Source organism: uncultured Christiangramia sp., from assembly GCF_913046405.1.
In the GTDB taxonomy this organism is placed as follows: Bacteria; Bacteroidota; Bacteroidia; order Flavobacteriales; family Flavobacteriaceae; genus Christiangramia; species Christiangramia marina.
Window position 1 is genome coordinate 1 of record NZ_CAJWRQ010000051.1, and the last position, 20914, is coordinate 20914.

The following is a 20914-nucleotide window of genomic DNA, read 5'->3' on the forward strand; positions in this document are numbered from 1 at the left end:
GCTGTTGTGTTGACGGGCAGTGCCAAGGTGTTTGCTGCGGGTGCTGATATAAAGGAAATGGTTGAAAAAGACTATATTGAAGCTTTTTCCAGCGATTTTATTTCCAGATGGGAGCGTATAACCCGCTGTAGAAAACCCGTCATAGCTGCAGTATCTGGGTACGCCCTTGGTGGTGGATGCGAGTTGGCTATGATGTGTGACTTCATAATTGCTGCTGATAACGCTCGCTTTGGCCAACCCGAGATAAAGCTTGGGACTTTCCCTGGTTCTGGAGGTACCCAACGCTTGCCGAGAATTGTAGGCAAGTCTAAAGCAATGGACATGATACTTACAGGGCGCACAATGGATGCGGGAGAGGCTGAGCGGGCTGGACTAGTAAGTAGAATTTTCCCGGTGTCGGATATGCTTGCCGAAGCATTGAAGATTTCGGAGGGAGTCGCTGAGTTGTCAAAGCCGGCTGTAGCGATGGCTAAAGAGGCCGTGAATCGTGCATTCGAGACAACTTTATCAGAAGGAGTGCTTTTTGAGCGGCGTTTGTTCTATTCCACTTTTGCTCTGGAGGATAGAGACGAAGGCATGCGCGCGTTTATGGAAAAACGGGCGCCGGTCTTTAAGGATAGATAAGTGGTCCTGAGAATACTACGTTGACGACCTGTGCGGCCTTGGTTATAAGGTCGCGCTTCAAGGCCTGTCTTATGGCCTTGCTTGCGGACAAGGAAAGTTGAGTGAGTTTTAATGGCAAATCATAAGTCAGCGTTGAAGAGGATTCGTAGCAATGAGACTAAGCGTCTTAGAAATCGCTACCAGCATAAAACTACAAGAAACGCGATCAAGAAATTGCGTGAGGCCGATAAGAAAGAGGCTGAGGCTATGTTGCCTTCTGTAATTTCTATGATAGATAAATTGGCTAAGAAAAATATCATTCATGATAATAAGGCTGCTAACCTAAAGTCTAATATGGCTAAGCACGTTGCAGCACTATAATTTTAGCAGTGTTCAATTCATAAAAAAATGCTTTTCGATCTACGGAAAGCATTTTTTTGTGCATTAAATTTAAGTTCGCTAAAAGACAGAAACACCAGTAAGGGTCGTAAGTCTTTCCAAAGCTTTCATTCCTAATTCTGAATTTCCTTTTTCATTCAGTATCGGGCTCCAAACAGCTACAGAGTAATTTTCCGGATGTATAGCCACAATACCACCTCCCACGCCACTTTTTCCTGGTAATCCTACCTGAAAACTAAATTCGCCCGCTTCATCATAAAAGCCGCAGGTTTGCATCAAGGCATTAATACGCTTCACTGTTTTCGGTTTCAGAATTTTCTTATCGGTTTCCAGGATGCGCCCTCTGTTGGCAAAAAGCATAAATGCTTTTGAAAGTTGCTCACAGGTCATCGCAAGCGAACATTGATGAAAATAAAAGTCTACAATAGGTTGTACATCACACTTTATATTTCCAAGAGCTTTGATGTAATTTACCAGAGCAACATTCCTGTATCCAGTTGCCTGTTCTGAAGCAGCTACGGTTTTATCATAATGAATATCATCATCACCAGTAATTTCACGCACAAAATCTAGTAATTCCTGCTTTGGATCTTTTAATTGGTCAACAAGAATGTCTGAAATTACCAGTGCGCCAGCATTGATAAATGGATTCCTGGGGATTCCACTTTCGTATTCAAGCTGAGTAAGACTATTAAATGGATCACCTGAAGGTTCTACATCAACACGATCCCAAAGATCTTCTCCCATCAAACGCATACCCATCGCCAAAGTGAAGACCTTGGAAATACTCTGAATTGAAAATTTCTCTTTACTGTCACCAAAATTGAAATGCTGATTATCTCCGCAATAAACGTGCATCCCGAATTTACGACGATCAACCTTGGCAAGTTCTGGAATATAGGATGCGACCTTTCCTGAAACATCCCGGTAGCTCATTTCATCATATATCGTATCTAAAATCTTCTGGTATTCCATATTAATTAAGGTCGCTAAGATCTGAATCTGTTTCTATTTCGAAAGGTACTTGATCCTTCCTGAAGATCCGGGCAGGTAGATCTCCTTTTAACGTAACTTTATTACCGCTCAACTCGAGCCAGCTTCCTTCGCGAAGGCCCAACACAGGCGGCGAATTAAGATTGTGGAATTCTTTGATTCTGGTCTCCCGTGTCTCGCCTTTGTGTTTGGTGTCTGGATCTGGATCCAGGTAATGTGGGTTGATATTAAAGGGTACCAGACCAAGCGTTTGAAAGGATGGAGGATACACTATAGGCATGTCATTGGTCGTTTGCATGCTTAAACCTCCAATATTGGTTCCGGCACTTGTTCCCATATAAGGAGTTCCGCTTTTTATTTTTTGCTTCAACACAGCCATCACCCGATTTCTGTATAATTCTGAAACCAGTAGAAACGTATTTCCGCCTCCAGTGAAAACGCCTTCAGAATTCTGGATAGCTTTTTCAGGATCTTCAAATTCATGAACACCCTTTATCTTAATATCAGCTTTTGCAAATGCTTCCTTTGCCCGTAATGTGTATTCATCCAAAGATATGCCGCCAGGTCTGGCGTAAGGAATAAAGATGACTTCCGCTACATCCTTATATAGTTTGGGTAAATGTGGAATCAAGTATTCAAGATAGTCCTGGGAATGTAGGGTAGAGGTGCTGGCTAATATTGCGTTCATATACCTTTTTAAGGTAAAAATAAAGAATCGAATACGTTAACAAAAGTTTACAGAGTTAATAAAGGCTAATTTTAGTTTTGGAACGTTATGATTAAACCGAAACCAACTAACCGACTTGGAAATTACTTTTTGTAGTAGAATGAAATACCTGCTATTGTTCAGTTTTCTGGGCTTTAGCCTGAATTGCTTTGCACAGGATCCCGAAATGATCAGCGGTAGAATTCTAGCCGGAACCCAGCCACTGTCAGGGGTGCATGTGATTAATATGAATTCCAGAACCGGTACCACTTCAGATGATTCGGGAATTTTTAAAGTTTCTGTACGCCAGAGCGATATTCTTTTATTTACTTCTGTACAGTTCGAAAAAATAGAAATAGAGGTTTCCGAAGAACATTTGAGGTCCGGAACTATTGAAGTCATCGTCACAGATGCCAACAGACTGGAAGAAGTTGAAGTCGGTAAAAAGCAACTTAGCGGTTACCTTAACAACGATCTCAGGCAAATAGAATATTTTGATAGAGATCAATATCATATTCCGCATCCAGAGAGAAAACTTACTCCCAACGAATTAAGACTTTATACCGCGAGCGAAGGCATTACGAGCCGGTGGTCATACATTGGGATTCTTCTAGGCGGTGTATCACTCGATGTTTTGATAAACGATATCAATGGGAAAACGAAATACCTGAGGGAAATGATAGAACTGGACGAACTACAAGTGAAAGTTCAGGTAGCTATCGATCTCTTCGGAAGGGAATTTTTCAACGAACACTTAAATTTACACGGCGACGAGATTATCAACTTTATTTATTATTCTTTTGAAGATGAAGATTTCAGTTCGATGTATGAGCAGAGAAAAGAGCTTGAAATGATAGAATATTTCCAAAATAATATTGTTGAATTCCGAAGAATGAGAACTCAGGTTGAATAGAAGTAAAAGAAAAATTACAATGTATGCACTGCTGGTTTTTCTTGTAGGTTTTGCATCCGAAGTAAAAGCACAGGAAAGAAAAATTGTTTCAGGAAAAATTGTTAGTGATAGTTTAATGGATAAAAGCGGAGTTCACGTTATTAATATGACTGCGGAAAAAGGCACCGTGACCAATGAGAATGGTGAGTTTGATATGATGCTGAAGTTAGGTGACAGTATTTATTTCTCATCGGTACAATTCGAGAATGAATTCAAAGTGATTGGAGAACAGCAGCTGAAGAATGGCTGGACCAAACTTTTATATCCTAAAATGAATGAACTTGCTGAAGTTCAGCTCGATAATATTAAACTTTCGGGAGTGCTTGATCAGGATATCACCAGGATGCCTAAGAGTATTTACGAAAAACTTGGTATTCCCTTTCCTAAACCCAGGCGAACAAGTCTTGAGCTCGCCATGCAGGCAAATACAAATGATCCGGTTTCACAGGTAATAAATATGCTTAATGGGACCACCAAGCAACTAAAAAAGGCTGAAGAGAATGCGGAATTAACCAAGCTCGTCAATCGTGCAAGGGGTCGTATGCAGGAAGCTTATTTCGTAAATGGATTGGGATTACCTGAAAATGAGGTCGTCAATTTCCTTTATTACTGCGTCGATTTCCCCACCTTTGAAGCTCTGCTTGATGAGACAACAATTTTCGCACTCATGGAATTTTTTGAAGAGAAACTCCCGAAATTTAAATCAAGAAGGCAGCTTGAATAATACTATTCTTAAATCCTGAACGTTGAAGTACGACACGAGAATACATATGTTATATAAATACCTGGGCACCGTTTTAATTATTTTCTTATCCTCTGTGCAGCTGAAGGCCCAGGAAACGGGCTTGCTTAAAGGACAAATTATTTCTGAAAATAAGGATGTTCAGAATGTTCATATCGTAAACCTTACTCAGGAAACCGGAACTACGAGTGATGTTAAAGGGCAATTTTTCATTGGTGCTGCAATTCGTGATAGTCTCTTTATTTCTTCGGTTCAGTTTCAGAATAGAACAATTGTGGTACGCCAGAATATGATCGAAAGCGGAGAAATTAAGGTCGAGCTATACGAAGCCATGAACGAACTTTCCGAAGTTTTTATCGATGATATTGAGCTTAGCGGTTACCTCGCAAATGATCTAAATTTAATTTCCATTAAGGAAGTGGAGACCAAAAACCGTTTACAGCAGAATCTGGATGACTTCATTCGGAAAGACAGGGAACTAAATCCCTATTACCAGCCTGGTATGACCGAAGGTATTCGTATCGATAAAATTGCCATGGCTATTGCAGAGAAGTTGTCTAAGAATAAAGAGACTCCGATAGTTTATAGTCCGAAGGAACTAGCCAATCTTAGTTTGAAGATAGTAGGAGAGGAGTTTTTTAGCAAGGATCTTGATCTTGATGCGAATGAAATCTGTAACTTCCTATTATACTGCGATAGAGATCAGAATTTCGAGAAGCTGGTTCTTAATAATAATGCATTGATTTTAATCGAATATTTTGAAACCAGGATCGAATCTTTCAGAAAACTTAGAGCTGAAAATCTCAACGCAGGAAGACAGCTTCCTGGCTAATTCTTCAAATTAAACCATTTACTTATTTCTAAGTCTAAAAGCTGACTGCTCAATCTCTATGTATGGCGCAGTAATTGTTTTATCTTCGGAAAAAAATATATGGAAAACCTCATTTTGAGTCTGGGCTGCCTGTTTATATTCAGCTCCTTCAGCAGTGAAGATCATGAGACCTACTTAAGTGTTACCGAAATTGAATACCGGCAGGAAAGCAAGTCGGTGCAGGTGATTTCCAGGGTTTTTATCGATGATATGGAAGATGTGCTTAGCAAACGTTTTGGTAAGGATGTAAGTCTTTCCTATAAAAAAGATCTTTCAGATAATAAGGATCTTCTGGAAAAATACTATTCCAAAAAATTAACTATCAAAGTAAAGAATCAGGATATTCCATTGAAATTGCTGGGGAGCAAATTTGATGCTGATCAAATTGTCTTATTCCTGGAAGGCAAAAACGTGGAAACTTTCAAAACCGTAGAAGTAGAAAATCTCGTGCTTACAGATCTATTCGATACACAGAAAAATATTGTTCATGTGAAGAAAGGTGATGTAATCGAAAGTATGTTGCTGGTGAAAGCCAAAGGTAGTGACACGGTTAATTTCTGAAAACTTTCTCATTGACGTATAAAATCTTATTTTTAGCAACCTATAAATTAAAATTTAGTAAATGAAGCGATTAAAATTGTTGACCTCCGTGTTCATGATGTTTGTCTTTGCAGGTATCAACGCACAGGAAACTGAACAACAGGAGCCACGGCAGCAAGGCCATACCAATCAAAACAAATTCAGGCAGATGTATCAGGAACTGGCAACTCCAAACCAGTATAGAACTGCATCTGGAGCTCCTGGACCTGCGTATTATCAGAATGAAGCAGATTACAAAATGGATATCGTTCTTGACGATAAGAATTCAGTGCTTACCGGTGAGGAGACTATTACCTATCACAATAATTCTCCGCAGGACCTAGAATACCTATGGGTTCAATTAGACCAGAATATCAGGAAAAAAGATGCTCCTCAAAAAGATGGAGACGGAATGGCTCCGGTTGCTACTGCAGCTGGTTTCGCTAATAAATATCTAGAAACTCCTTTCGATGGTGGTTTCAATATTAAAGAAGTATCTGCTAATGGATCAGATCTTAAATATACGATCAACCAGACAATGATGCGCGTTGATCTTCCAAAGCCTTTACAAGCTGGGGAGACTTATACGTTCGATATCAAATGGTCTTACAATGTGAATAACCACGTAACTAATCGTGCTCGTTCAGGATATGAGTTATTTCCTGAGGATGGAAATAAGGCATATGTGATCGCTCAGTTCTTCCCGAGAATGGCCGTTTACAATGATGTTGAAGGTTGGCAGAACTACCAGTTCTGGGGCAATGGTGAATTTGCACTTCCTTTTGGTGATTATGAAGTAAATATTACTGTACCTGCAGATCATGTCATGGAAGCTACAGGTGAACTTCAGAATAGAAAGGACGTTTACTCTAAAGAAATGATGAAGCGCTATGAGCAGGCTAAGAAAAGTTATGACAAGCCGGTAATCATTGTAACCCAAGAAGAAGCTGAAAAGGCTGAGAAGAACTTTTCAGAAAAAACTAAAACCTGGACTTACAAAGCAGATATGGTTCGTGATTTCGCTTTCTCAACTTCAAGAAAATTTATTCTTGATATGATGGCGGTAGATGTAATGGGAAAAGATGTTATGGCTGTTTCTGTTTATCCTAAAGAAGGTAATCCTCTTTGGGAAGAATGGTCTACAAAAGCTGTAGCTGCAACTTTAGAAAGCTACTCAAAGCATACTTTCCAGTATCCTTATCACAAGGCAGTTTCAGTTCATGCTAAGAATCAGGGGATGGAATATCCAATGATTTGCTGGAATTATGGTCGTCCTGATGAGAATGGTAACTATAGTGACCGTACTAAATTTGGGATGATAAGCGTGATTATTCATGAAGTTGGACACAACTTCTTCCCAATGATTGTAAATTCTGATGAAAGACAATGGGGTTGGATGGACGAAGGTATCAACACCTTTGTTCAGTATGTTGCAGAACAGGAATTTGGGAAAAAACATCCTGAAGCTATTGCACCAGAATCAAATTATCCTTCAAGAAGAGGAGCGCCAAGTAAGATCGTTCCTTATATGAAAGGAAACCAGGACTATATTTCTCCTATTATGTCCAATCCAGAGCAAGTTTATCAATTAGGAAATAATGCCTATGGTAAGCCGGCCACTGCGTTAAATATTCTTCGTGAGACGATCATGGGTAAAGAATTGTTTGACTATTCTTTCGCTACTTATTCTAAAAGATGGATGTTCAAGCACCCAACTCCGGAAGATTTCTTCAGAACGATGGAAGATGCTTCAGGCGTAGATCTTGATTGGTTCTGGAGAGGATGGTTCTATACTACAGATAATGTAGATATTGGTATCAAAGAAGTACAGAAGTACTATGTTACTGATAATCCTACGGAAGCAGGTAGAGAAATGCTGAAGAGATACGGAACAACTCCTGAAGAAACTAAAGCACTTTATGTGGTTTCCGAAGATGATGAAGCATTTTCAGAAGATATGAAGGGTAAATCCTTGATGGAAAATTCTGAAACTTTACAGGCTTATGTAATGGATAACTTTAGCGAGGAAGAGCGTAAGAACCTTCAAGCGCCTAAGTATTTCTACCAGGTGACTTTTGAAAAACCAGGTGGGTTGGTAATGCCGATCATTGTAGAATTGAGCTATGCTGATGGAACTTCAGAAAAAGTTACGTATCCGGTTCAAATCTGGAGAAAGAATGATAATAATGTAAGCAAGGTAATTCCTTCTAACAAAGAGATTACTAAGATCACATTGGATCCAGATCTTGAGACAGCAGATGTTGATGTGAACAATAACAGCTGGCCTAAGAACGAAAACAAAAGTGAGTTTGATGAGTATAAAGATTCCACTCAGGACTAGGTTTTAAGCTAATAATATTTAAGCCGACTTTAACGAGTCGGCTTTTTTTATGCTTAGATTTGTATATATATTTGTTTTACTATGCATATGTTACCATTATTTATTAGCGGAGCTGAGATAGGCTTTATTTTGTTCATCCTGGTGATGGTTTTTGGAGCTGATAAAATTCCTGATATTGCCAAAGGTTTGGGTAAGGGGATGAAAGCGGTAAAGAACGCGTCTAATGATATTAAAAGCGAAATTCAGCGTAGTGCTGAAAAACAAGGCATAGATACAGACTTCACGAAAGACGTTCGGGGCGAGATTGACAAGGTTAAGGAAGATATCGATGAAATCACAGGTTCTGTTCGTCGTAAGCTATAATATGTAATCGATGTGGGACCAGATCGAAGAATGGGACAGGCAACTATTTGTATACCTGAACAACCTTGGAATAGAAAAGTATGATGCTTTTTGGATCTTTGTCACCAATCCGGCTCACTGGATCCCGGTTTTTATAGTTTTCTTTTTACTTTTTTTTATAGCATTTCACTGGAAAAAAGGACTTTTCACCAGTTTATTTCTACTACTTACTGTAGCCGTCACTTATGGCTTTACAAATCTTGTAAAAGCTCTAGCTGTCCGTAACAGGCCTAATAATACGCCGGAATTATCGGAACTAATTAGAATATTACAGGAGCCAACCAACTATAGTTTCTTTTCAGGTCATGCTTCAACCTCTTTTGCTGCAACAACGTTTATCGTTCTCGCATTGAGACAATGGAGCAAATGGATATATCTTGCTTATATCTGGCCATTCCTTTTCGTTATGAGTAGGATCTATGTAGGAGTTCATTTTCCAGGCGATATCATCGTTGGGATGATCGTTGGAATAATAATGGCCTTTCTCTTCTTTAGTCTTTATAACAAAGCAGGAACAAGGATTTATTAGCTATATAACTCTTGAAAGTGTAAGCCCATCACGAATTGGCAGGATCACAGTTTCTACCCTTGGATCATTATTTAATAGAGCATTGTATTCCAGTAGAGCTTTTGTAGAGAGGTCGTCTTTTTTAAGGTCTTCCAAAACCTTCCCACTCCATAAAACATTATCTGAAAGTATAATTCCGCCGCTGTTCATTTTATCAATAATAAGCTCGAAATACTTTGGGTAATTAGGTTTATCGGCATCAATAAATACCAGGTCAAATGTTTCTTCAATATCGGGAATGATTTCTGTAGCATCACCAATATACTGTACGATTCTATCGCTATATGCTGAAGCCTGAAAATGTTTCTTCTGAAAGTCTTCTAGTTCTTCATTGATATCTATCGTATGTAAGATTCCGTCTTCAGTAAGACCTTCAGCCAGGCACAGGGCAGAATAGCCTGTATATGTGCCAATTTCCAGGATGGATCGAGGATTTTTAATTTTGGAAAGTAAACTTAGTACCCGGCCCTGGTAATGTCCGCTTAGCATTCTGGGCTGCATGACTTTCTGATTGGTTTCACGATTTAATTTTGCCAGATGTTGAGGTTCTGGTTGAGAATGTGCTACTATATACTCGTCAATATTTTCAGGTAATAAATGCATATTCAAAGTTTAGGTAAAAATATGGATTTTCTCTTTCCTGCGGGTCCCGAAGTATTGAAAACGAAATTGTATTTTTACAAAAAACACAAGTTATGAAATTTGAAAATTCATTGGAATTTGCTCAGCGCCTGGATAAGGAAGATGAACTGGCAAATTACCGGAATGAATTTATCTTCCCGAAAATTAAAGGTAAGGACGCTATATATTTCGTCGGAAATTCATTAGGTCTGCAACCTAGATCTGCAAAAAAGTATGTAGATGATATCATGCAGGATTGGGCAGAATTGGGTGTTGAAGGTCATTTTAGAGCTGAAAAGCCCTGGTGGGATTATCACGAAAAATTTGCTGGAAAACTAGCTAAAGTAGTAGGTGCGAATCCTTCCGAAGTAACCGTCATGAATACGCTCACGGTAAATCTTCATCTTTTGATGGTGAGCTTTTACAGGCCACAAGGAAAACGTTATAAGATCATTTGTGAAGAAAAAGCATTTCCCAGCGATCAATATATGATCTCCAGCCAGGTTCGTTTTCATGGATTTGATCCTGAAGATGCCATCGTAGAGATCAAAAAGCGCGATGGAGAGCATAATTTTAGAACAGAGGATATCCTTAGTAAAATAGATGAAGTGGGAGAGAAGTGTGCTCTAGTGCTTATTGGTGGAGTGAATTACTACACCGGTCAGGTGATGGACATGGATACTATCACTAAAGCAGGTCACAAAATCGGAGCCCTTGTTGGTTGGGATCTTGCTCACGCAGCCGGAAATATAGAACTAAAACTCAGCGAATGGAATGTGGACTTTGCTGCCTGGTGTAGTTATAAATATATGAATTCAGGCCCTGGAAATGCTTCAGGATGTTTTATAAATGAGAAATATCATAATAAAAAGGATATCCCCAGATTTGAAGGTTGGTGGGGGCATAATAAAGAACGCCGATTCTTAATGGAGCCAGAATTTCAACCAGAATTCAATGCAGATGCCTGGCAGATTAGTAATGCACCGGTTCTTGCACTTGCACCATATCTTGCGTCTCTGGAAATGTTCGCTGAAGTTGGAATGAATAGCTTGCTAAAGAAAAGAGACAAAATTGTCGCATATCTTGAGTTCATATTACACGAAATAGACAAGGATGTAGACAGTACTTTCGAAATCATTACTCCTTCAACACAGAAGGAAAGAGGAACCCAGCTTTCAGTTTTTCTGCACGGTGAAGGAAAAGAGATCTTTAATTATCTAATGGAGAATGGAGTGATGCTGGATTGGCGTGAGCCGAATGTGATCAGGTTAGCGCCGGCACCATTTTACTGTTCTTATGAAGATATTTATAAATTTGGTCAGATCTTAAAAGAGGGGATACTCTCAAAAAATAAGTCATAAAAAAAGGAGGCATTTGCCTCCTTTTTTTATGACTTATTTTTTTTCTATTCTACTGAAATGTCATCAAAGAACAATTCAAAACTATCATCCTTGGATTTATGCATAGTAGCAATCTTGATTCCTTTGAAATCTTTATAATCTTCCCAGGTTGTCGCCATTTCACGACCTCCATCTGAAGATTTGTACACCCACTCGCGAATCATGAATTCATCATCGAAATAGATATCGTAGCTATCACCCGGAGTGTAACCACCATCTTTTGGATAACTTACTGTAAGCATCTGCATTTTGTCTCCGCTAATTGGTGCTGTTGCTTTCTTTGGGTCACTAAGATCTGCCAAAGACCATTTTAATTGAAAAGGGAACAGTAACCAGTAGGAATCATTCACAAACCGCTGATCGATATATTTTTTATCTTCAGCCAGGCTATCTTTCCTCGTATAACTCATCACAGAGTCATTTTCGGTTAGACTAATCTTGTTTGTTCCCACATTCCAGTTCCATCGTCTTTCAGATCTAATAGAATCGTTCACTTTTACATTAAAGGTGAACTTAATTTTTTTAATACTATCAAATTCTTCGAAGCCATTGACCATAGCGATCTTTTCATGAACTTCAAGGTTTGGATTCTCTTCAGGAGTTACCTCTTTCTTTCTGTCTTCGTTGCAGGAGATAAGCGCAATTCCAGCAAGAAATGTAAGCAGTAGTTTCTTCATGATTTAAGTTTTTTTAAATATAGTTATTCTTTTGTTTATAGTGCATTAATGCTCATTCCACCATCAGCTACGATGTTCTGACCGGTTACAAATGAGGAAGCTGGCATTGCTAAAAATGCTACAATGCTGGCAATCTCTTTTGCTTCTGCAACGCGGTTAAGCGGAGTTCTGGAAATAATAGATTTCATTTTTTCCTCATTGTGCAGGTAGCCTTCAGTTAGTGGTGTTTTCGTAAACCACGGTGAAACTGCATTAACTCTAATTCCTTCTGAAGCCCATTCCACAGCAAGACTTCTTGTTTGTTGTAATAAGCCTGCTTTGGACATGGCGTAAGGAGTTCCTGTACCAACATCCTGAAGTGCTGCGGAAGATGCGACATTGATAATCGTAGATTCGCCTGAAATTTTCAGAAGAGGAAATAAGAGTAGGCTAAGCATAAATGGAGCTACCAGGTTAATGTCAAGAACTTTCTTGTACTCTTCTTCAGAATATTCGTGTGCCTTTTTCCGGATGTTGATACCGGCATTGTTAACGAGTACATCCAGACTACTCCAATTTTCAGAAATCCAATTTAGAACATTTTCAGAATCAGATAATTTTGAAGCATCAGCAACCAGGCCTTTCACTTGATAGCCCTGATCTTTTAATTCAATTTCCAGGTCCTGCACCTCCTTTGATGTTCTGGAAGTGAACAGTACTTTTGCACCCAATTCCAGGAATTGTTCCACACATGCTCTTCCAATTCCTTTCGTTCCACCGGTTATTAATACCTTTTTAGATTCTAATCTCCACATATTTCGATTTTAAACCAAAAAACCCTTTGATCGCTCAAAGGGTTAGTATCAATTATATTGAATATTATAGTTTACGACCTGTAAGTAACTTGTACAGGATTAGTATTACAGCTACAACAATAAGGATATGTATGATACTTCCTAAATCTGGGAATGCAAAATATCCAATTAGCCATCCAATTACTAGTAATACGATAATAAGCCAAATTAAATCTCTCATAATGTTCTGGTTTTAGACTGGTTTTATCCTGCCTTTGGTTAATGATTTTTAGTTAGGTGGTTTAATAATTCCAGGACTAAATTAGACAAAGCATTAACCCACTGGTTTTCATTTAACCTTGATTTAACTATAAGTACTAAAAGCGTTCAGGATTTGATATGATTTCTCCCGCACGATTTCTTATTTTCTGCATTTCTTCCGGAGCCTTCTTTTCCAGTAGGCTCATCATCATATTCATCCTCTGGTTTCCGGCAAAATGTTCCCGGTTAGCATCCAGAAAATTCCAGTAAAGACTGTTAAATGGGCAGGCATCATCTTCGGTCTTCTTGCTTATTTTATAGTGACAATCCTTGCAGTAGTTGCTCATTTTATTAATGTAACTACCGCTGGAAACGTAAGGTTTCGTTGCAACAATTCCACCATCTGCAAACTGGCTCATTCCACGAGTATTAGTGATCTCTACCCATTCAATGGCATCGATGTAAATTCCCAGATACCACTGGTCAACTTCGTCTGGGTGAGTTTCGGTAAGCAGGGCATAGTTACCGGTAATCATTAGTCGCTGAATGTGATGGGCATAAGCATTTTCCAGACTATTCTTGATAGAATGATGCAGGCAATTCATTTTTGTATTCGCATCCCAGTAGAATCCAGCCAGTTTGTTTTGATTTCGAAGTTTATTACTCCAGCGATAACCTGGCATTTCTTTCCAGTAAATACCTCTCATGTATTCTCTCCATCCCAGTATCTGCCGTATAAATCCTTCTACCTGCGAAATATCGATCTCGTCCTTATGGTCGTAATAATAATCCAGAACAGAGTCTATGACTTCTTTTGGACTCAGCATTTTTGTGTTCATGCTGAAGGATAATCGCGAATGGAACAGGTAAGATTCATCGGTGTGCAAAGCATCCTGGTAATCGCCAAAATGTACCAGTAAGTTTTTACAGAAATAATTTAATACTGAAAGTGAGTCTTCGCGAGAGGTAGGGCAGTTGTAATTATTCGCTTCAATAGATCCAAAAGTTTCTACACCAGCATTTTTAATTTCATCAACTAGATGAGATACATCTTTACGGAAACCTCTTTCGTGTGGAATTTCAGGCTTGCCTTTCCATTTCTGCCGATTACTTTTATCAAAATTCCATTTCCCTCCTTCAGGATCTTTAGCATTGATCATTAAAATATTGTTTTTCTTCCGCATATCACGGTAGAAATATTCCATGGTCATTTGCTTCTTGCCTTCGTAAAACCTTTCCAGGTCGCTACGGGTTGTGAAAAAATGTTCAGTATCGAAATTGTTAGTTTCGATCTCCAGATTTTCGCACAAATTTTTTAACTGCTCATCAAGACGATACTCATCTGGTAATTGATACTGAAAACTTTCAAAATCATATTTATCGATCAGGTCTTTTATGTTCTTTTCAAGATTCTGAGTATTATCCTCATGATCGATCTTGTAATAGATGACGCGGTGATCTCTCTCTTCAAGATAGCTGGCAAAATTGCGCATGCTTCTAAAGAAACCTACAACCTTTTGGATATGATGCTTCACATAATCGGTTTCCTGTCGCATTTCCATAAAAAGATATGTAACATCTTCAAGGTCATCCTTGAACCAGCTATGTTGATGATTTAGTTGGTCACCTAAAATAAGTCTCAGCGTTTTTTTTACTTCAGCCATAAATCTTGATAATCATTATCGGGATCGTAGCGATCTGCCTGACTCTTAATATTGAATTTTCTATCGCGAGGATCATTTCCGACTCCGCTATTATACATCCAGTTTCCCCAGTTGCTATGTACATCATAATCTATGAGCAAACTTTCAAAATATGCAGCGCCTTTTCGCCAGTCATGTTTCAGTTCCTTCGCGAGATAACTATTCACATTCTGTCTTCCACGATTGCTCATAAACCCGGTATGAGCGATTTCCAGCATATTGGTGTTGACAAAATCCTCCTTAGTATTTCCATCTATCCAGTTTCCAAAAGCTTCATGATCATCATTCCAGTCGTGAGATTTTCCTCGAATTCCTTCCAACTGAAAGATCTTGTTCCCATGCTTAAGGGAGATGTACTTAAAGAAGTCGCGCCATATGAGTTCAAAAATAAGCCAGTATGTACTCTGATTGCTTTTAATTTCTTTTTCATATTGTTTGACCTTGAAATAGATCTGTCTGGGTGAGATACTTCCATTGGCTAACCATGCAGAAAGCTTGGAACTATAATCTGTGCCAATTAAACCATTTCTTGTTTCCTTGTAAGTTTCCAGGTTCTTTTGTTCAAAAAAGTACTGTTCAACCCTTTTTAAAGCTTCATCTTCTCCACCGTGAAATGGGAATGCAGATCGCTCGTCGGTCTCAAATTCATTAAAATTTAGGTCCTGTAAACTCGGGATTTTAGTGTCATTATCAAATTCAAATGCTTCAATTTTTGAGTTGCTAAGTAGTTTTCTGACTTCTGTTCTCTTCTCACATTTTTTTCTGAATTCAGTAAATACCTTTGGAATACTATTAAAGGAATCATAGGGGATATCGTCAGGATGAAATAAAAACTGCTGATAATGATCTTTGAATTTAACATCAGGAATAGCTTCCTTCAGATTTCTTTCAACTTTCTTCTCTTCATCTGTCCACTCTTTCTGAAAGTAGATGGTGTCTATCTGATGCTCTTTTGTAAGTTCAGCGATTTTAACTTCCGGTTTATTCTGAAAAACCAACATTGGAATATGTAACTTCCGAAGATTATTCCGCAGTTGATGAATAGTTTCTATCAGAAATCTTGTTCTGAATTTTCCTGTTTTTCGAAAGCCTATGTCCAGTTCTTCATAATGCCTAGGATCGAAACAATATACAGCGATAACTCTATCGTGATTGCTTGTAGCAGTTGCTATTCCTTCATGATCCTGGGTTCTAAGATCATTTCTAAACCATATTAATCCTGTACTCATTTCTTATTTTTTCTGCATTTATCACTGCAATAGCGCACCTGTTCCCAGTCTTTTTCCCACTTTTTACGCCACGAGAAAGGACGTTCGCAAACCGGGCAGATCTTTTGGGGCAAATCAGATTTCTTAATCGTTCTATTCGCCATCTTTACTAAAGAAAGATCTTACTTCCTGTCCTGGGCGGGCGTAATGAAATCTGTCAAGCAGGCTTGGCAGGGAATAGCCATCAAGACCATTTACAGCTACTGTACCAGCGTCATCTAACCTCAGCCAGCCATCAGGCATTTGAATGCCTTCATCAAAATATATGTGTTCAATAGACGCAACGACAAGTACGGTGTCATTTTCTTTGATATGGTATTCATTCACGAATTTGCAGCCCAGCTTTACTTCAGATTGCTTCACGTAGGGAGCATGGAATCCATCAAGATATTCCTCAACCAGACCTGTTTTGTTGAATTCTGAAATCTCTTCATCATACTTCGCTGCAGTTTGATGAGCTTGCTCGATCATTTTATCCTGAATATGATTGACCGTAAAGTATTCCGTCTCTCGAATATTATTATAGGTATTCCGAGCAACACTCAGTGGCCTGGTCACAAAACCAAGCATTGCCGGGTTGCTGCCAATATGAGTCACCGAGCTAAATACGGCTACATTGGGATTTCCAGATTTAGATCTGGTAGCAATGAGGTTTGCAGATTTATATCCTGTACAACTATTTACAAGGTTCAGGCGGTAGATTTTTTCCATTTCCTCAATGTCTGAGGCTTTGATATGTTTCATAAAAAAAGGTCAGTTTTTTAGACTGACCTCAAGTTATTGAATGCTTTACTATAAAGCTGTTAACGGATTTTTAAATTAACTCTGATTTTCCATCTTGTTGATGGCCATCTCATATTCTTCCATTGCTTCTCTTACTGCATCTATGTTTTCTGACGCTTTTTGGTGAGCATCTTCCATAACCTTCTCCAGGTTCTTGTCTGGATGCTGGAACAAATCTGTGATCACATGGTTAATTTTATCGATTATACTGCTTTGAGTATTCTTGATATCCTCCAGTTTGTTCAATGTAGACCTCATGTGGTCTAGTTTTTCCTGATCCATAATAATAAATTTAGTTTATCTAATATACCACCTCGCCTTTATGAAGCATTACCAGTTAACAGCTTTTAGAACAGCTTTATCAAAAAATTAGGATTCACGTTGCTCCTCGTAAGCAGGGTAATCTATGTACCCTTCCTTCCCAGGTGTATAGAAAGTATCCTCATTAAACTCAGCCAATGGCCATTTATTTTCAAATCTCTCAACAAGATCTGGATTGGAAATATACCATTTTGCATAACTTACAAGATCTGCATCTCCATCTTCTATAACTTTGTTTCCAGATTCTCTGTCAAAACCGGCATTGATCATTAAAGTTCCTTTGTAGATCTTTCGATAGTGTTTCGCAATATCAGTTATAAGGTAAGGCACGTCGCTCACATCTGAGAATGGTTCTGAAAGGTGAACATAAGCCAGATCGTAAGCATTTAGTTTTTCCATAATATAATCAAAGGTCTCAATGCTTTCTTCTGAAGCTACAATTCCGAAGATCTTATGCAGAGAGGGATTGAATCTACAACCAATTCTATTTTCTGGCCACACTTCATTGATGGCATCCAGAACTTCAAAAAAGAATCTTGCCCTGTTTGGAATGCTACCTCCATATTCATCGGTACGCTGATTAGAATTTTTATTGAAGAACTGGTGTATGAGATATCCATTGGAAGAGTGAATTTCTACTCCATCAAAACCGGCATCTTTAGCATTCTGAGCAGCAGATTTAAACTCCTGCACAGTTTCTTGGATCTCCTGAAGGCTCATTGCTTTTGGATCAACGGTTTTTTCCTGACCATCGGGTGTGTACACGTCTGCATTTGGATTTATAGCACTGGGAGCAAGTGGCTTGTCTCCATTATGGAATTTAGGGTGTGAAATTCTACCAACATGCCATAGCTGAATAAAGATTTTTCCACCATCCTTATGAACTGCTTCGGTAACTTTCTTCCATCCTTCAACCTGTTCCGGCGAATGTATTCCCGCAGTATTTATATATCCAACAGCCCGGGAAGATACCTGTGAACCTTCAGAAATAATTAATCCGGCACCTGCACGTTGAGTGTAATAGGTTACATGCATATCTGTAGGAGCATTTGCTTCATTCTCGGCACGGCTTCTGGTCATTGGCGCCATGATCACCCGGTTTTTTAAATTCAGGTCTCCCATCTGGTAGGATTGTAGTAAAGCTTGTTTTTCCATAGTCATAATTCAATTTTTCTTAAAATTACCAGTTTCAGGGTTTTCGGGGTGTTAATGAACTGGTAAATCAAAAAGAGATAGCTTAAAGAGACTCTAAGTCGTTGGGACTGCCAGTGAATTGAATATTATTGAGTAATTTCGTGATTCTAATTAATATATTTCTGGAGAGCATTTTACTTGCCAGGAATTAGTTTATACTTCATGCAAAATCAAAAAGAAGTAGCTATTGTAGGATCCGGACTGGTGGGATCTCTATTAGCCATTTTTCTTAGAAAACAAGGTCATAAAGTCACCATTTTCGATCGACGTCCCGATGTTCGTCTGGTAGAATTTTCCGGAAGATCTATAAACCTGGCCATGTCTAATCGCGGCTGGAAAGCTTTAAGAGAGGCTGGAATAGAGGATGAGATCAGGGAGTTGGCGTTACCGCTGGATAAACGGGCGATGCATGTAGACGACAAACCAGTTTACTTCCAGAAGTACGGAGAAGACGGAGAAGCGATCTATTCCATTTCCAGAGGTATCCTTAATCGTAAGATGATAGATCTTGCGGAAGAAGCTGGTGCTGAATTCAGGTTTGAAGAGAAGATTTGGAATGTGGATCTGCCAAATGCTAAGTTGTATACAGGCGAATCTGAAAAGAGCGTCTGGAAAGAATATAAGTTCGATCTTATTTTTGGAGCGGATGGCGCGTTTTCAAGAACCCGTCATAAGATGCAAAGACAAAGCAGGTTCAATTATTCCCAACATTTTATTGATGTAGGATATAAAGAGCTTACAATTCCTGCGAATGCCGATGGATCCCATAAACTAGATAATGCTTCTTTCCATATCTGGCCACGAGGTAATTTTATGTTGATCGCAATGCCTAATCTGGATGGAAGTTTTACCTGTACGCTTTTCATGCCTTTTGAAGGAGATGTTTCTTTTGAAAGCCTTCAAACAGAACAGCAGGCAGACCAGTTTTTCGAGCAGTATTTTCCTGATATTAAAGATGAAATATCGAATTTAAAGCGAGACTTTTTTAAAAATCCTACAAGTGCAATGGTAACGATCAAATGTTATCCGTGGTCTTATTTTGATAAGATCACTCTGGTAGGAGATTCTGCTCATGCAATTGTTCCATTTTACGGGCAGGGAATGAATGCGGGATTTGAAGACATTTCTGTTTTAAATGAAAAAATGAATCAACACGGGGATAATTGGGAAATTATCTTCGAAGAATATCAAAGAGAACGAAAACCTAATACAGATGCGATCGCAGAATTGAGCTATCGTAATTTTGTCGAAATGAGTAGTAAAACAGCCGATCCATCTTTTTTACTGCGGAAGAAAATAGAAAAGAAGTTCGCTCAGAAATATCCTGAATTATGGGTGCCTTTGTACTCACGGGTCACATTTTCAGACAAAGCTTATTCAGATGCGCTGGATATTGGAGATTACCAGAGAGTAATCATGGACGAAGTCATGAAAATCCCTGGAATTGAAGAAACTTGGGATACTGAAGAGGTCGAACTTAAGATCAAGAATTTACTTAATAAATAAAAAAAAGCTGCCATCTGGCAGCTTTTTTTTAATGTGTATCCTTCTTAAGAATGTCCGGGAACTTTTCCTTAAATCGATTCAGCCTTGGAATTGACACATTCTGAATGTATGGATTTTGAGGATTATTTGCTTCGTAATTTTGATGGTAATCTTCAGCTACCCAGAATTTCTGAAAAGGCAGTATTTCTGCAGCAAGTGGTTTCTGGTAGTCTTTAGCAACTTCAGTTTTCACTTCATTTATAATATTTTTCTGTTCTTCTGTTTGAAAGAATACGATTGAACGGTATTGTGATCCATTATCTGGCCCCTGGCCATTCACCTGCGTTGGGTTTTGAGAACCAAAGAATACCTGAACCAAGGTTTTGAAATCTACAACTTCAGGATCATAAATTACCTCTACTGCTTCTGCATGGCCTGTTCTTCCAGTATTGCTTTCTTCATAGGTGGGATTCTTGGTATGCCCACCAGAGTAACCGCTTATTACTTCATCTACTCCTTCAATACTTTCATAGATAGCTTCAACGCACCAGAAACAACCACTGGCGAAATAAGCCTTTTTCATCCCATCCTGCATCTCAACTTCTACCGGAGTAGCATTTGCAATCTCAGGTTTAGTCACAGTTTGCTGTGTGTTTTGATTTCCACAAGCCAGAAGTACGAGGCTTATGAAATTAATAAATAATAGCTTCATGTTATTTAAGTTTATAAGTTCCTTCAAGAGTTTTCTTGCCTAACAAAGCATAATCTACGGCAGTCTTACCGTCGATTTGAAAACCCTTCCAGTCAAGTTTGTATTGGTTTGTACTTACTTTGCTAAATGTTGCAACCGCTGTGCCAGTATCCAGATCATTCCATGGAATATCATTCTGTTTGCTTTTAACTGAAGCTCCCTTGTAGAAAACATGAATTTCGTTACCTACTTTTCTAAAGTCGACTTCCATATATAACTCGCCGGGCTTCAGGCAAATTTCTGAACTTTTTCCAGCTGCGATTTCCAGGCAGTAGCATTCGCAATTACTGTCTTCAGTATAAGCGAGGTTGGTATAAGTTCCAGAGTAGTCTGTGTTCTTTTCCTCTACTGTAGACGTAGTGTCCGTGATACTAGCTTCTTCAGATTGATCTGAACTTTGTTCGTTCAAATCCTTAAAACCATTTTCATGAGTAGTAATGGTGTCTTCTGCCTTATTCTCGATTTCAGAATTGGTAGAATCCTTACAACCTGTAATAGTCAGCATAGTCAGACAGATGGTA

25 protein-coding genes are annotated in these 20914 nt (G+C 38.8%); 11 read left to right on the forward strand and 14 right to left on the reverse strand.

From position 1 onward, the window contains the following. Positions 1–624: enoyl-CoA hydratase-related protein (locus QZ620_RS08220; RefSeq protein WP_295180632.1), on the forward strand; the 624-nt coding region annotated here is incomplete at its 5' end. A gap of 111 nt (positions 625–735) precedes the next feature. Next, on the forward strand, positions 736–984 hold the full coding sequence (gene rpsT, locus QZ620_RS08225; protein ID WP_026915233.1) for a 30S ribosomal protein S20: 249 nt from the start codon (positions 736–738) through the stop codon (positions 982–984). A 78-nt stretch (positions 985–1062) separates the two neighbouring features. On the opposite strand, the gene QZ620_RS08230 is transcribed toward rpsT, so the two are convergent. Then, positions 1063–1977, reverse strand: a complete 915-nt coding sequence (locus QZ620_RS08230) for a glutaminase (RefSeq protein ID WP_295180635.1) — start codon at positions 1975–1977, stop codon at positions 1063–1065. 1 nt (position 1978) lies between these two features. Continuing rightward, complete coding sequence (gene pepE / locus QZ620_RS08235; RefSeq protein WP_295180637.1) at positions 1979–2683, reverse strand: dipeptidase PepE; 705 nt, start codon at positions 2681–2683, stop codon at positions 1979–1981. A gap of 115 nt (positions 2684–2798) precedes the next feature. Between pepE and QZ620_RS08240 the strand changes: the two genes are divergently transcribed. From QZ620_RS08240 to QZ620_RS08270, 7 genes are all read left to right on the forward strand, one after another. Beyond that, positions 2799–3614 carry a hypothetical protein gene (locus QZ620_RS08240; RefSeq protein ID WP_295180639.1) on the forward strand — a complete coding sequence of 272 codons (816 nt, stop codon included), beginning with the start codon at positions 2799–2801 and terminating at the stop codon, positions 3612–3614. Between the two features lie 19 nt (positions 3615–3633). Further along, positions 3634–4377, forward strand: coding sequence for a hypothetical protein (locus QZ620_RS08245; RefSeq protein ID WP_295180640.1), 744 nt, complete (start codon positions 3634–3636; stop codon positions 4375–4377). Between the two features lie 22 nt (positions 4378–4399). Then, entirely contained in the window at positions 4400–5227 is an 828-nt protein-coding gene (locus tag QZ620_RS08250) for a hypothetical protein (protein ID WP_295180642.1), read from the forward strand. Positions 5228–5326: 99 nt separating this feature from the next. After that, positions 5327–5827 (forward strand): DUF6702 family protein, encoded by a 501-nt coding sequence (locus QZ620_RS08255; protein ID WP_295180644.1) that lies wholly within the window; start codon positions 5327–5329, stop codon positions 5825–5827. 61 nt (positions 5828–5888) lie between these two features. Beyond that, positions 5889–8186, forward strand: a complete 2298-nt coding sequence (locus QZ620_RS08260; protein ID WP_295180646.1) for a M1 family metallopeptidase — start codon at positions 5889–5891, stop codon at positions 8184–8186. An 81-nt stretch (positions 8187–8267) separates the two neighbouring features. Further along, complete coding sequence (locus QZ620_RS08265) at positions 8268–8549, forward strand: twin-arginine translocase TatA/TatE family subunit (protein ID WP_295180648.1); 282 nt, start codon at positions 8268–8270, stop codon at positions 8547–8549. Between the two features lie 10 nt (positions 8550–8559). Then, a complete protein-coding gene (locus QZ620_RS08270; protein ID WP_295180650.1) occupies positions 8560–9117 on the forward strand; it encodes a phosphatase PAP2 family protein in 558 nt (185 codons plus the stop codon). Here QZ620_RS08270 and QZ620_RS08275 read toward each other — a convergent pair whose 3' ends face one another. Next, positions 9118–9759: an O-methyltransferase gene (locus tag QZ620_RS08275; RefSeq protein ID WP_295180652.1), complete on the reverse strand. Its 642-nt coding sequence runs from the start codon at positions 9757–9759 to the stop codon at positions 9118–9120. Positions 9760–9851: 92 nt separating this feature from the next. Between QZ620_RS08275 and kynU the strand changes: the two genes are divergently transcribed. Further along, positions 9852–11138: a kynureninase gene (gene kynU / locus QZ620_RS08280; RefSeq protein WP_295180654.1), complete on the forward strand. Its 1287-nt coding sequence runs from the start codon at positions 9852–9854 to the stop codon at positions 11136–11138. Positions 11139–11182: 44 nt separating this feature from the next. Here the strand turns inward: kynU and QZ620_RS08285 are convergent, their stop codons facing one another. The 9 genes from QZ620_RS08285 to QZ620_RS08325 form a co-directional block, all read right to left on the reverse strand. Next, positions 11183–11854 (reverse strand): hypothetical protein, encoded by a 672-nt coding sequence (locus QZ620_RS08285; RefSeq protein ID WP_295180656.1) that lies wholly within the window; start codon positions 11852–11854, stop codon positions 11183–11185. Positions 11855–11889: 35 nt separating this feature from the next. Then, on the reverse strand, positions 11890–12648 hold the full coding sequence (locus tag QZ620_RS08290) for an SDR family oxidoreductase (protein ID WP_295180658.1): 759 nt from the start codon (positions 12646–12648) through the stop codon (positions 11890–11892). 64 nt (positions 12649–12712) lie between these two features. Then, complete coding sequence (locus QZ620_RS08295; protein WP_141876928.1) at positions 12713–12868, reverse strand: lmo0937 family membrane protein; 156 nt, start codon at positions 12866–12868, stop codon at positions 12713–12715. A gap of 136 nt (positions 12869–13004) precedes the next feature. Beyond that, positions 13005–14552, reverse strand: a complete 1548-nt coding sequence (locus QZ620_RS08300; RefSeq protein WP_295180659.1) for a cryptochrome/photolyase family protein — start codon at positions 14550–14552, stop codon at positions 13005–13007. Next, complete coding sequence (locus tag QZ620_RS08305) at positions 14540–15820, reverse strand: DASH family cryptochrome (RefSeq protein WP_295180661.1); 1281 nt, start codon at positions 15818–15820, stop codon at positions 14540–14542. The genes QZ620_RS08300 and QZ620_RS08305 overlap by 13 nt, the downstream gene beginning before the upstream one ends. Then, positions 15817–15963 carry a DUF2256 domain-containing protein gene (locus tag QZ620_RS08310; RefSeq protein ID WP_295180663.1) on the reverse strand — a complete coding sequence of 49 codons (147 nt, stop codon included), beginning with the start codon at positions 15961–15963 and terminating at the stop codon, positions 15817–15819. The genes QZ620_RS08305 and QZ620_RS08310 overlap by 4 nt, the downstream gene beginning before the upstream one ends. After that, complete coding sequence (locus QZ620_RS08315) at positions 15953–16603, reverse strand: flavin reductase (protein ID WP_295180664.1); 651 nt, start codon at positions 16601–16603, stop codon at positions 15953–15955. The genes QZ620_RS08310 and QZ620_RS08315 overlap by 11 nt, the downstream gene beginning before the upstream one ends. Positions 16604–16678: 75 nt before the next feature. Continuing rightward, entirely contained in the window at positions 16679–16924 is a 246-nt protein-coding gene (locus tag QZ620_RS08320; protein WP_295180665.1) for a hypothetical protein, read from the reverse strand. 87 nt (positions 16925–17011) lie between these two features. Continuing rightward, positions 17012–18124, reverse strand: coding sequence for an alkene reductase (locus tag QZ620_RS08325; protein ID WP_295180667.1), 1113 nt, complete (start codon positions 18122–18124; stop codon positions 17012–17014). A gap of 195 nt (positions 18125–18319) precedes the next feature. Between QZ620_RS08325 and QZ620_RS08330 the strand changes: the two genes are divergently transcribed. Continuing rightward, positions 18320–19663, forward strand: a complete 1344-nt coding sequence (locus QZ620_RS08330; RefSeq protein WP_295180669.1) for an NAD(P)/FAD-dependent oxidoreductase — start codon at positions 18320–18322, stop codon at positions 19661–19663. A 28-nt stretch (positions 19664–19691) separates the two neighbouring features. Here QZ620_RS08330 and msrA read toward each other — a convergent pair whose 3' ends face one another. Together msrA and QZ620_RS08340 are read right to left on the reverse strand one after the other, a co-directional pair. After that, positions 19692–20354: a peptide-methionine (S)-S-oxide reductase MsrA gene (gene msrA, locus QZ620_RS08335; RefSeq protein ID WP_295180670.1), complete on the reverse strand. Its 663-nt coding sequence runs from the start codon at positions 20352–20354 to the stop codon at positions 19692–19694. A gap of 1 nt (position 20355) precedes the next feature. Further along, positions 20356–20914: hypothetical protein (locus QZ620_RS08340; protein ID WP_295180671.1), on the reverse strand; the 559-nt coding region annotated here is incomplete at its 5' end.

What these genes read in the sequence shown, in the direction of transcription:
- QZ620_RS08255 (WP_295180644.1), top strand. Translation starts at nt 5,327, where the DNA reads ATGGAAAACCTCATTTTGAGTCTGGGCTGCCTGTTTATATTCAGCTCC.
- rpsT (WP_026915233.1), top strand. Translation starts at nt 736, where the DNA reads ATGGCAAATCATAAGTCAGCGTTGAAGAGGATTCGTAGCAATGAGACT.
- QZ620_RS08290 (WP_295180658.1), bottom strand. Translation starts at nt 12,648, where the DNA reads ATGTGGAGATTAGAATCTAAAAAGGTATTAATAACCGGTGGAACGAAA.
- QZ620_RS08305 (WP_295180661.1), bottom strand. Translation starts at nt 15,820, where the DNA reads ATGAGTACAGGATTAATATGGTTTAGAAATGATCTTAGAACCCAGGAT.
- QZ620_RS08265 (WP_295180648.1), top strand. Translation starts at nt 8,268, where the DNA reads ATGCATATGTTACCATTATTTATTAGCGGAGCTGAGATAGGCTTTATT.
- QZ620_RS08325 (WP_295180667.1), bottom strand. Translation starts at nt 18,124, where the DNA reads ATGACTATGGAAAAACAAGCTTTACTACAATCCTACCAGATGGGAGAC.
- QZ620_RS08270 (WP_295180650.1), top strand. Translation starts at nt 8,560, where the DNA reads ATGTGGGACCAGATCGAAGAATGGGACAGGCAACTATTTGTATACCTG.
- QZ620_RS08300 (WP_295180659.1), bottom strand. Translation starts at nt 14,552, where the DNA reads ATGGCTGAAGTAAAAAAAACGCTGAGACTTATTTTAGGTGACCAACTA.
- msrA (WP_295180670.1), bottom strand. Translation starts at nt 20,354, where the DNA reads ATGAAGCTATTATTTATTAATTTCATAAGCCTCGTACTTCTGGCTTGT.
- QZ620_RS08230 (WP_295180635.1), bottom strand. Translation starts at nt 1,977, where the DNA reads ATGGAATACCAGAAGATTTTAGATACGATATATGATGAAATGAGCTAC.
- QZ620_RS08260 (WP_295180646.1), top strand. Translation starts at nt 5,889, where the DNA reads ATGAAGCGATTAAAATTGTTGACCTCCGTGTTCATGATGTTTGTCTTT.
- QZ620_RS08275 (WP_295180652.1), bottom strand. Translation starts at nt 9,759, where the DNA reads ATGCATTTATTACCTGAAAATATTGACGAGTATATAGTAGCACATTCT.
- QZ620_RS08330 (WP_295180669.1), top strand. Translation starts at nt 18,320, where the DNA reads ATGCAAAATCAAAAAGAAGTAGCTATTGTAGGATCCGGACTGGTGGGA.
- QZ620_RS08245 (WP_295180640.1), top strand. Translation starts at nt 3,634, where the DNA reads ATGTATGCACTGCTGGTTTTTCTTGTAGGTTTTGCATCCGAAGTAAAA.
- QZ620_RS08320 (WP_295180665.1), bottom strand. Translation starts at nt 16,924, where the DNA reads ATGGATCAGGAAAAACTAGACCACATGAGGTCTACATTGAACAAACTG.
- kynU (WP_295180654.1), top strand. Translation starts at nt 9,852, where the DNA reads ATGAAATTTGAAAATTCATTGGAATTTGCTCAGCGCCTGGATAAGGAA.
- QZ620_RS08285 (WP_295180656.1), bottom strand. Translation starts at nt 11,854, where the DNA reads ATGAAGAAACTACTGCTTACATTTCTTGCTGGAATTGCGCTTATCTCC.
- QZ620_RS08310 (WP_295180663.1), bottom strand. Translation starts at nt 15,963, where the DNA reads ATGGCGAATAGAACGATTAAGAAATCTGATTTGCCCCAAAAGATCTGC.
- pepE (WP_295180637.1), bottom strand. Translation starts at nt 2,683, where the DNA reads ATGAACGCAATATTAGCCAGCACCTCTACCCTACATTCCCAGGACTAT.
- QZ620_RS08295 (WP_141876928.1), bottom strand. Translation starts at nt 12,868, where the DNA reads ATGAGAGATTTAATTTGGCTTATTATCGTATTACTAGTAATTGGATGG.
- QZ620_RS08315 (WP_295180664.1), bottom strand. Translation starts at nt 16,603, where the DNA reads ATGAAACATATCAAAGCCTCAGACATTGAGGAAATGGAAAAAATCTAC.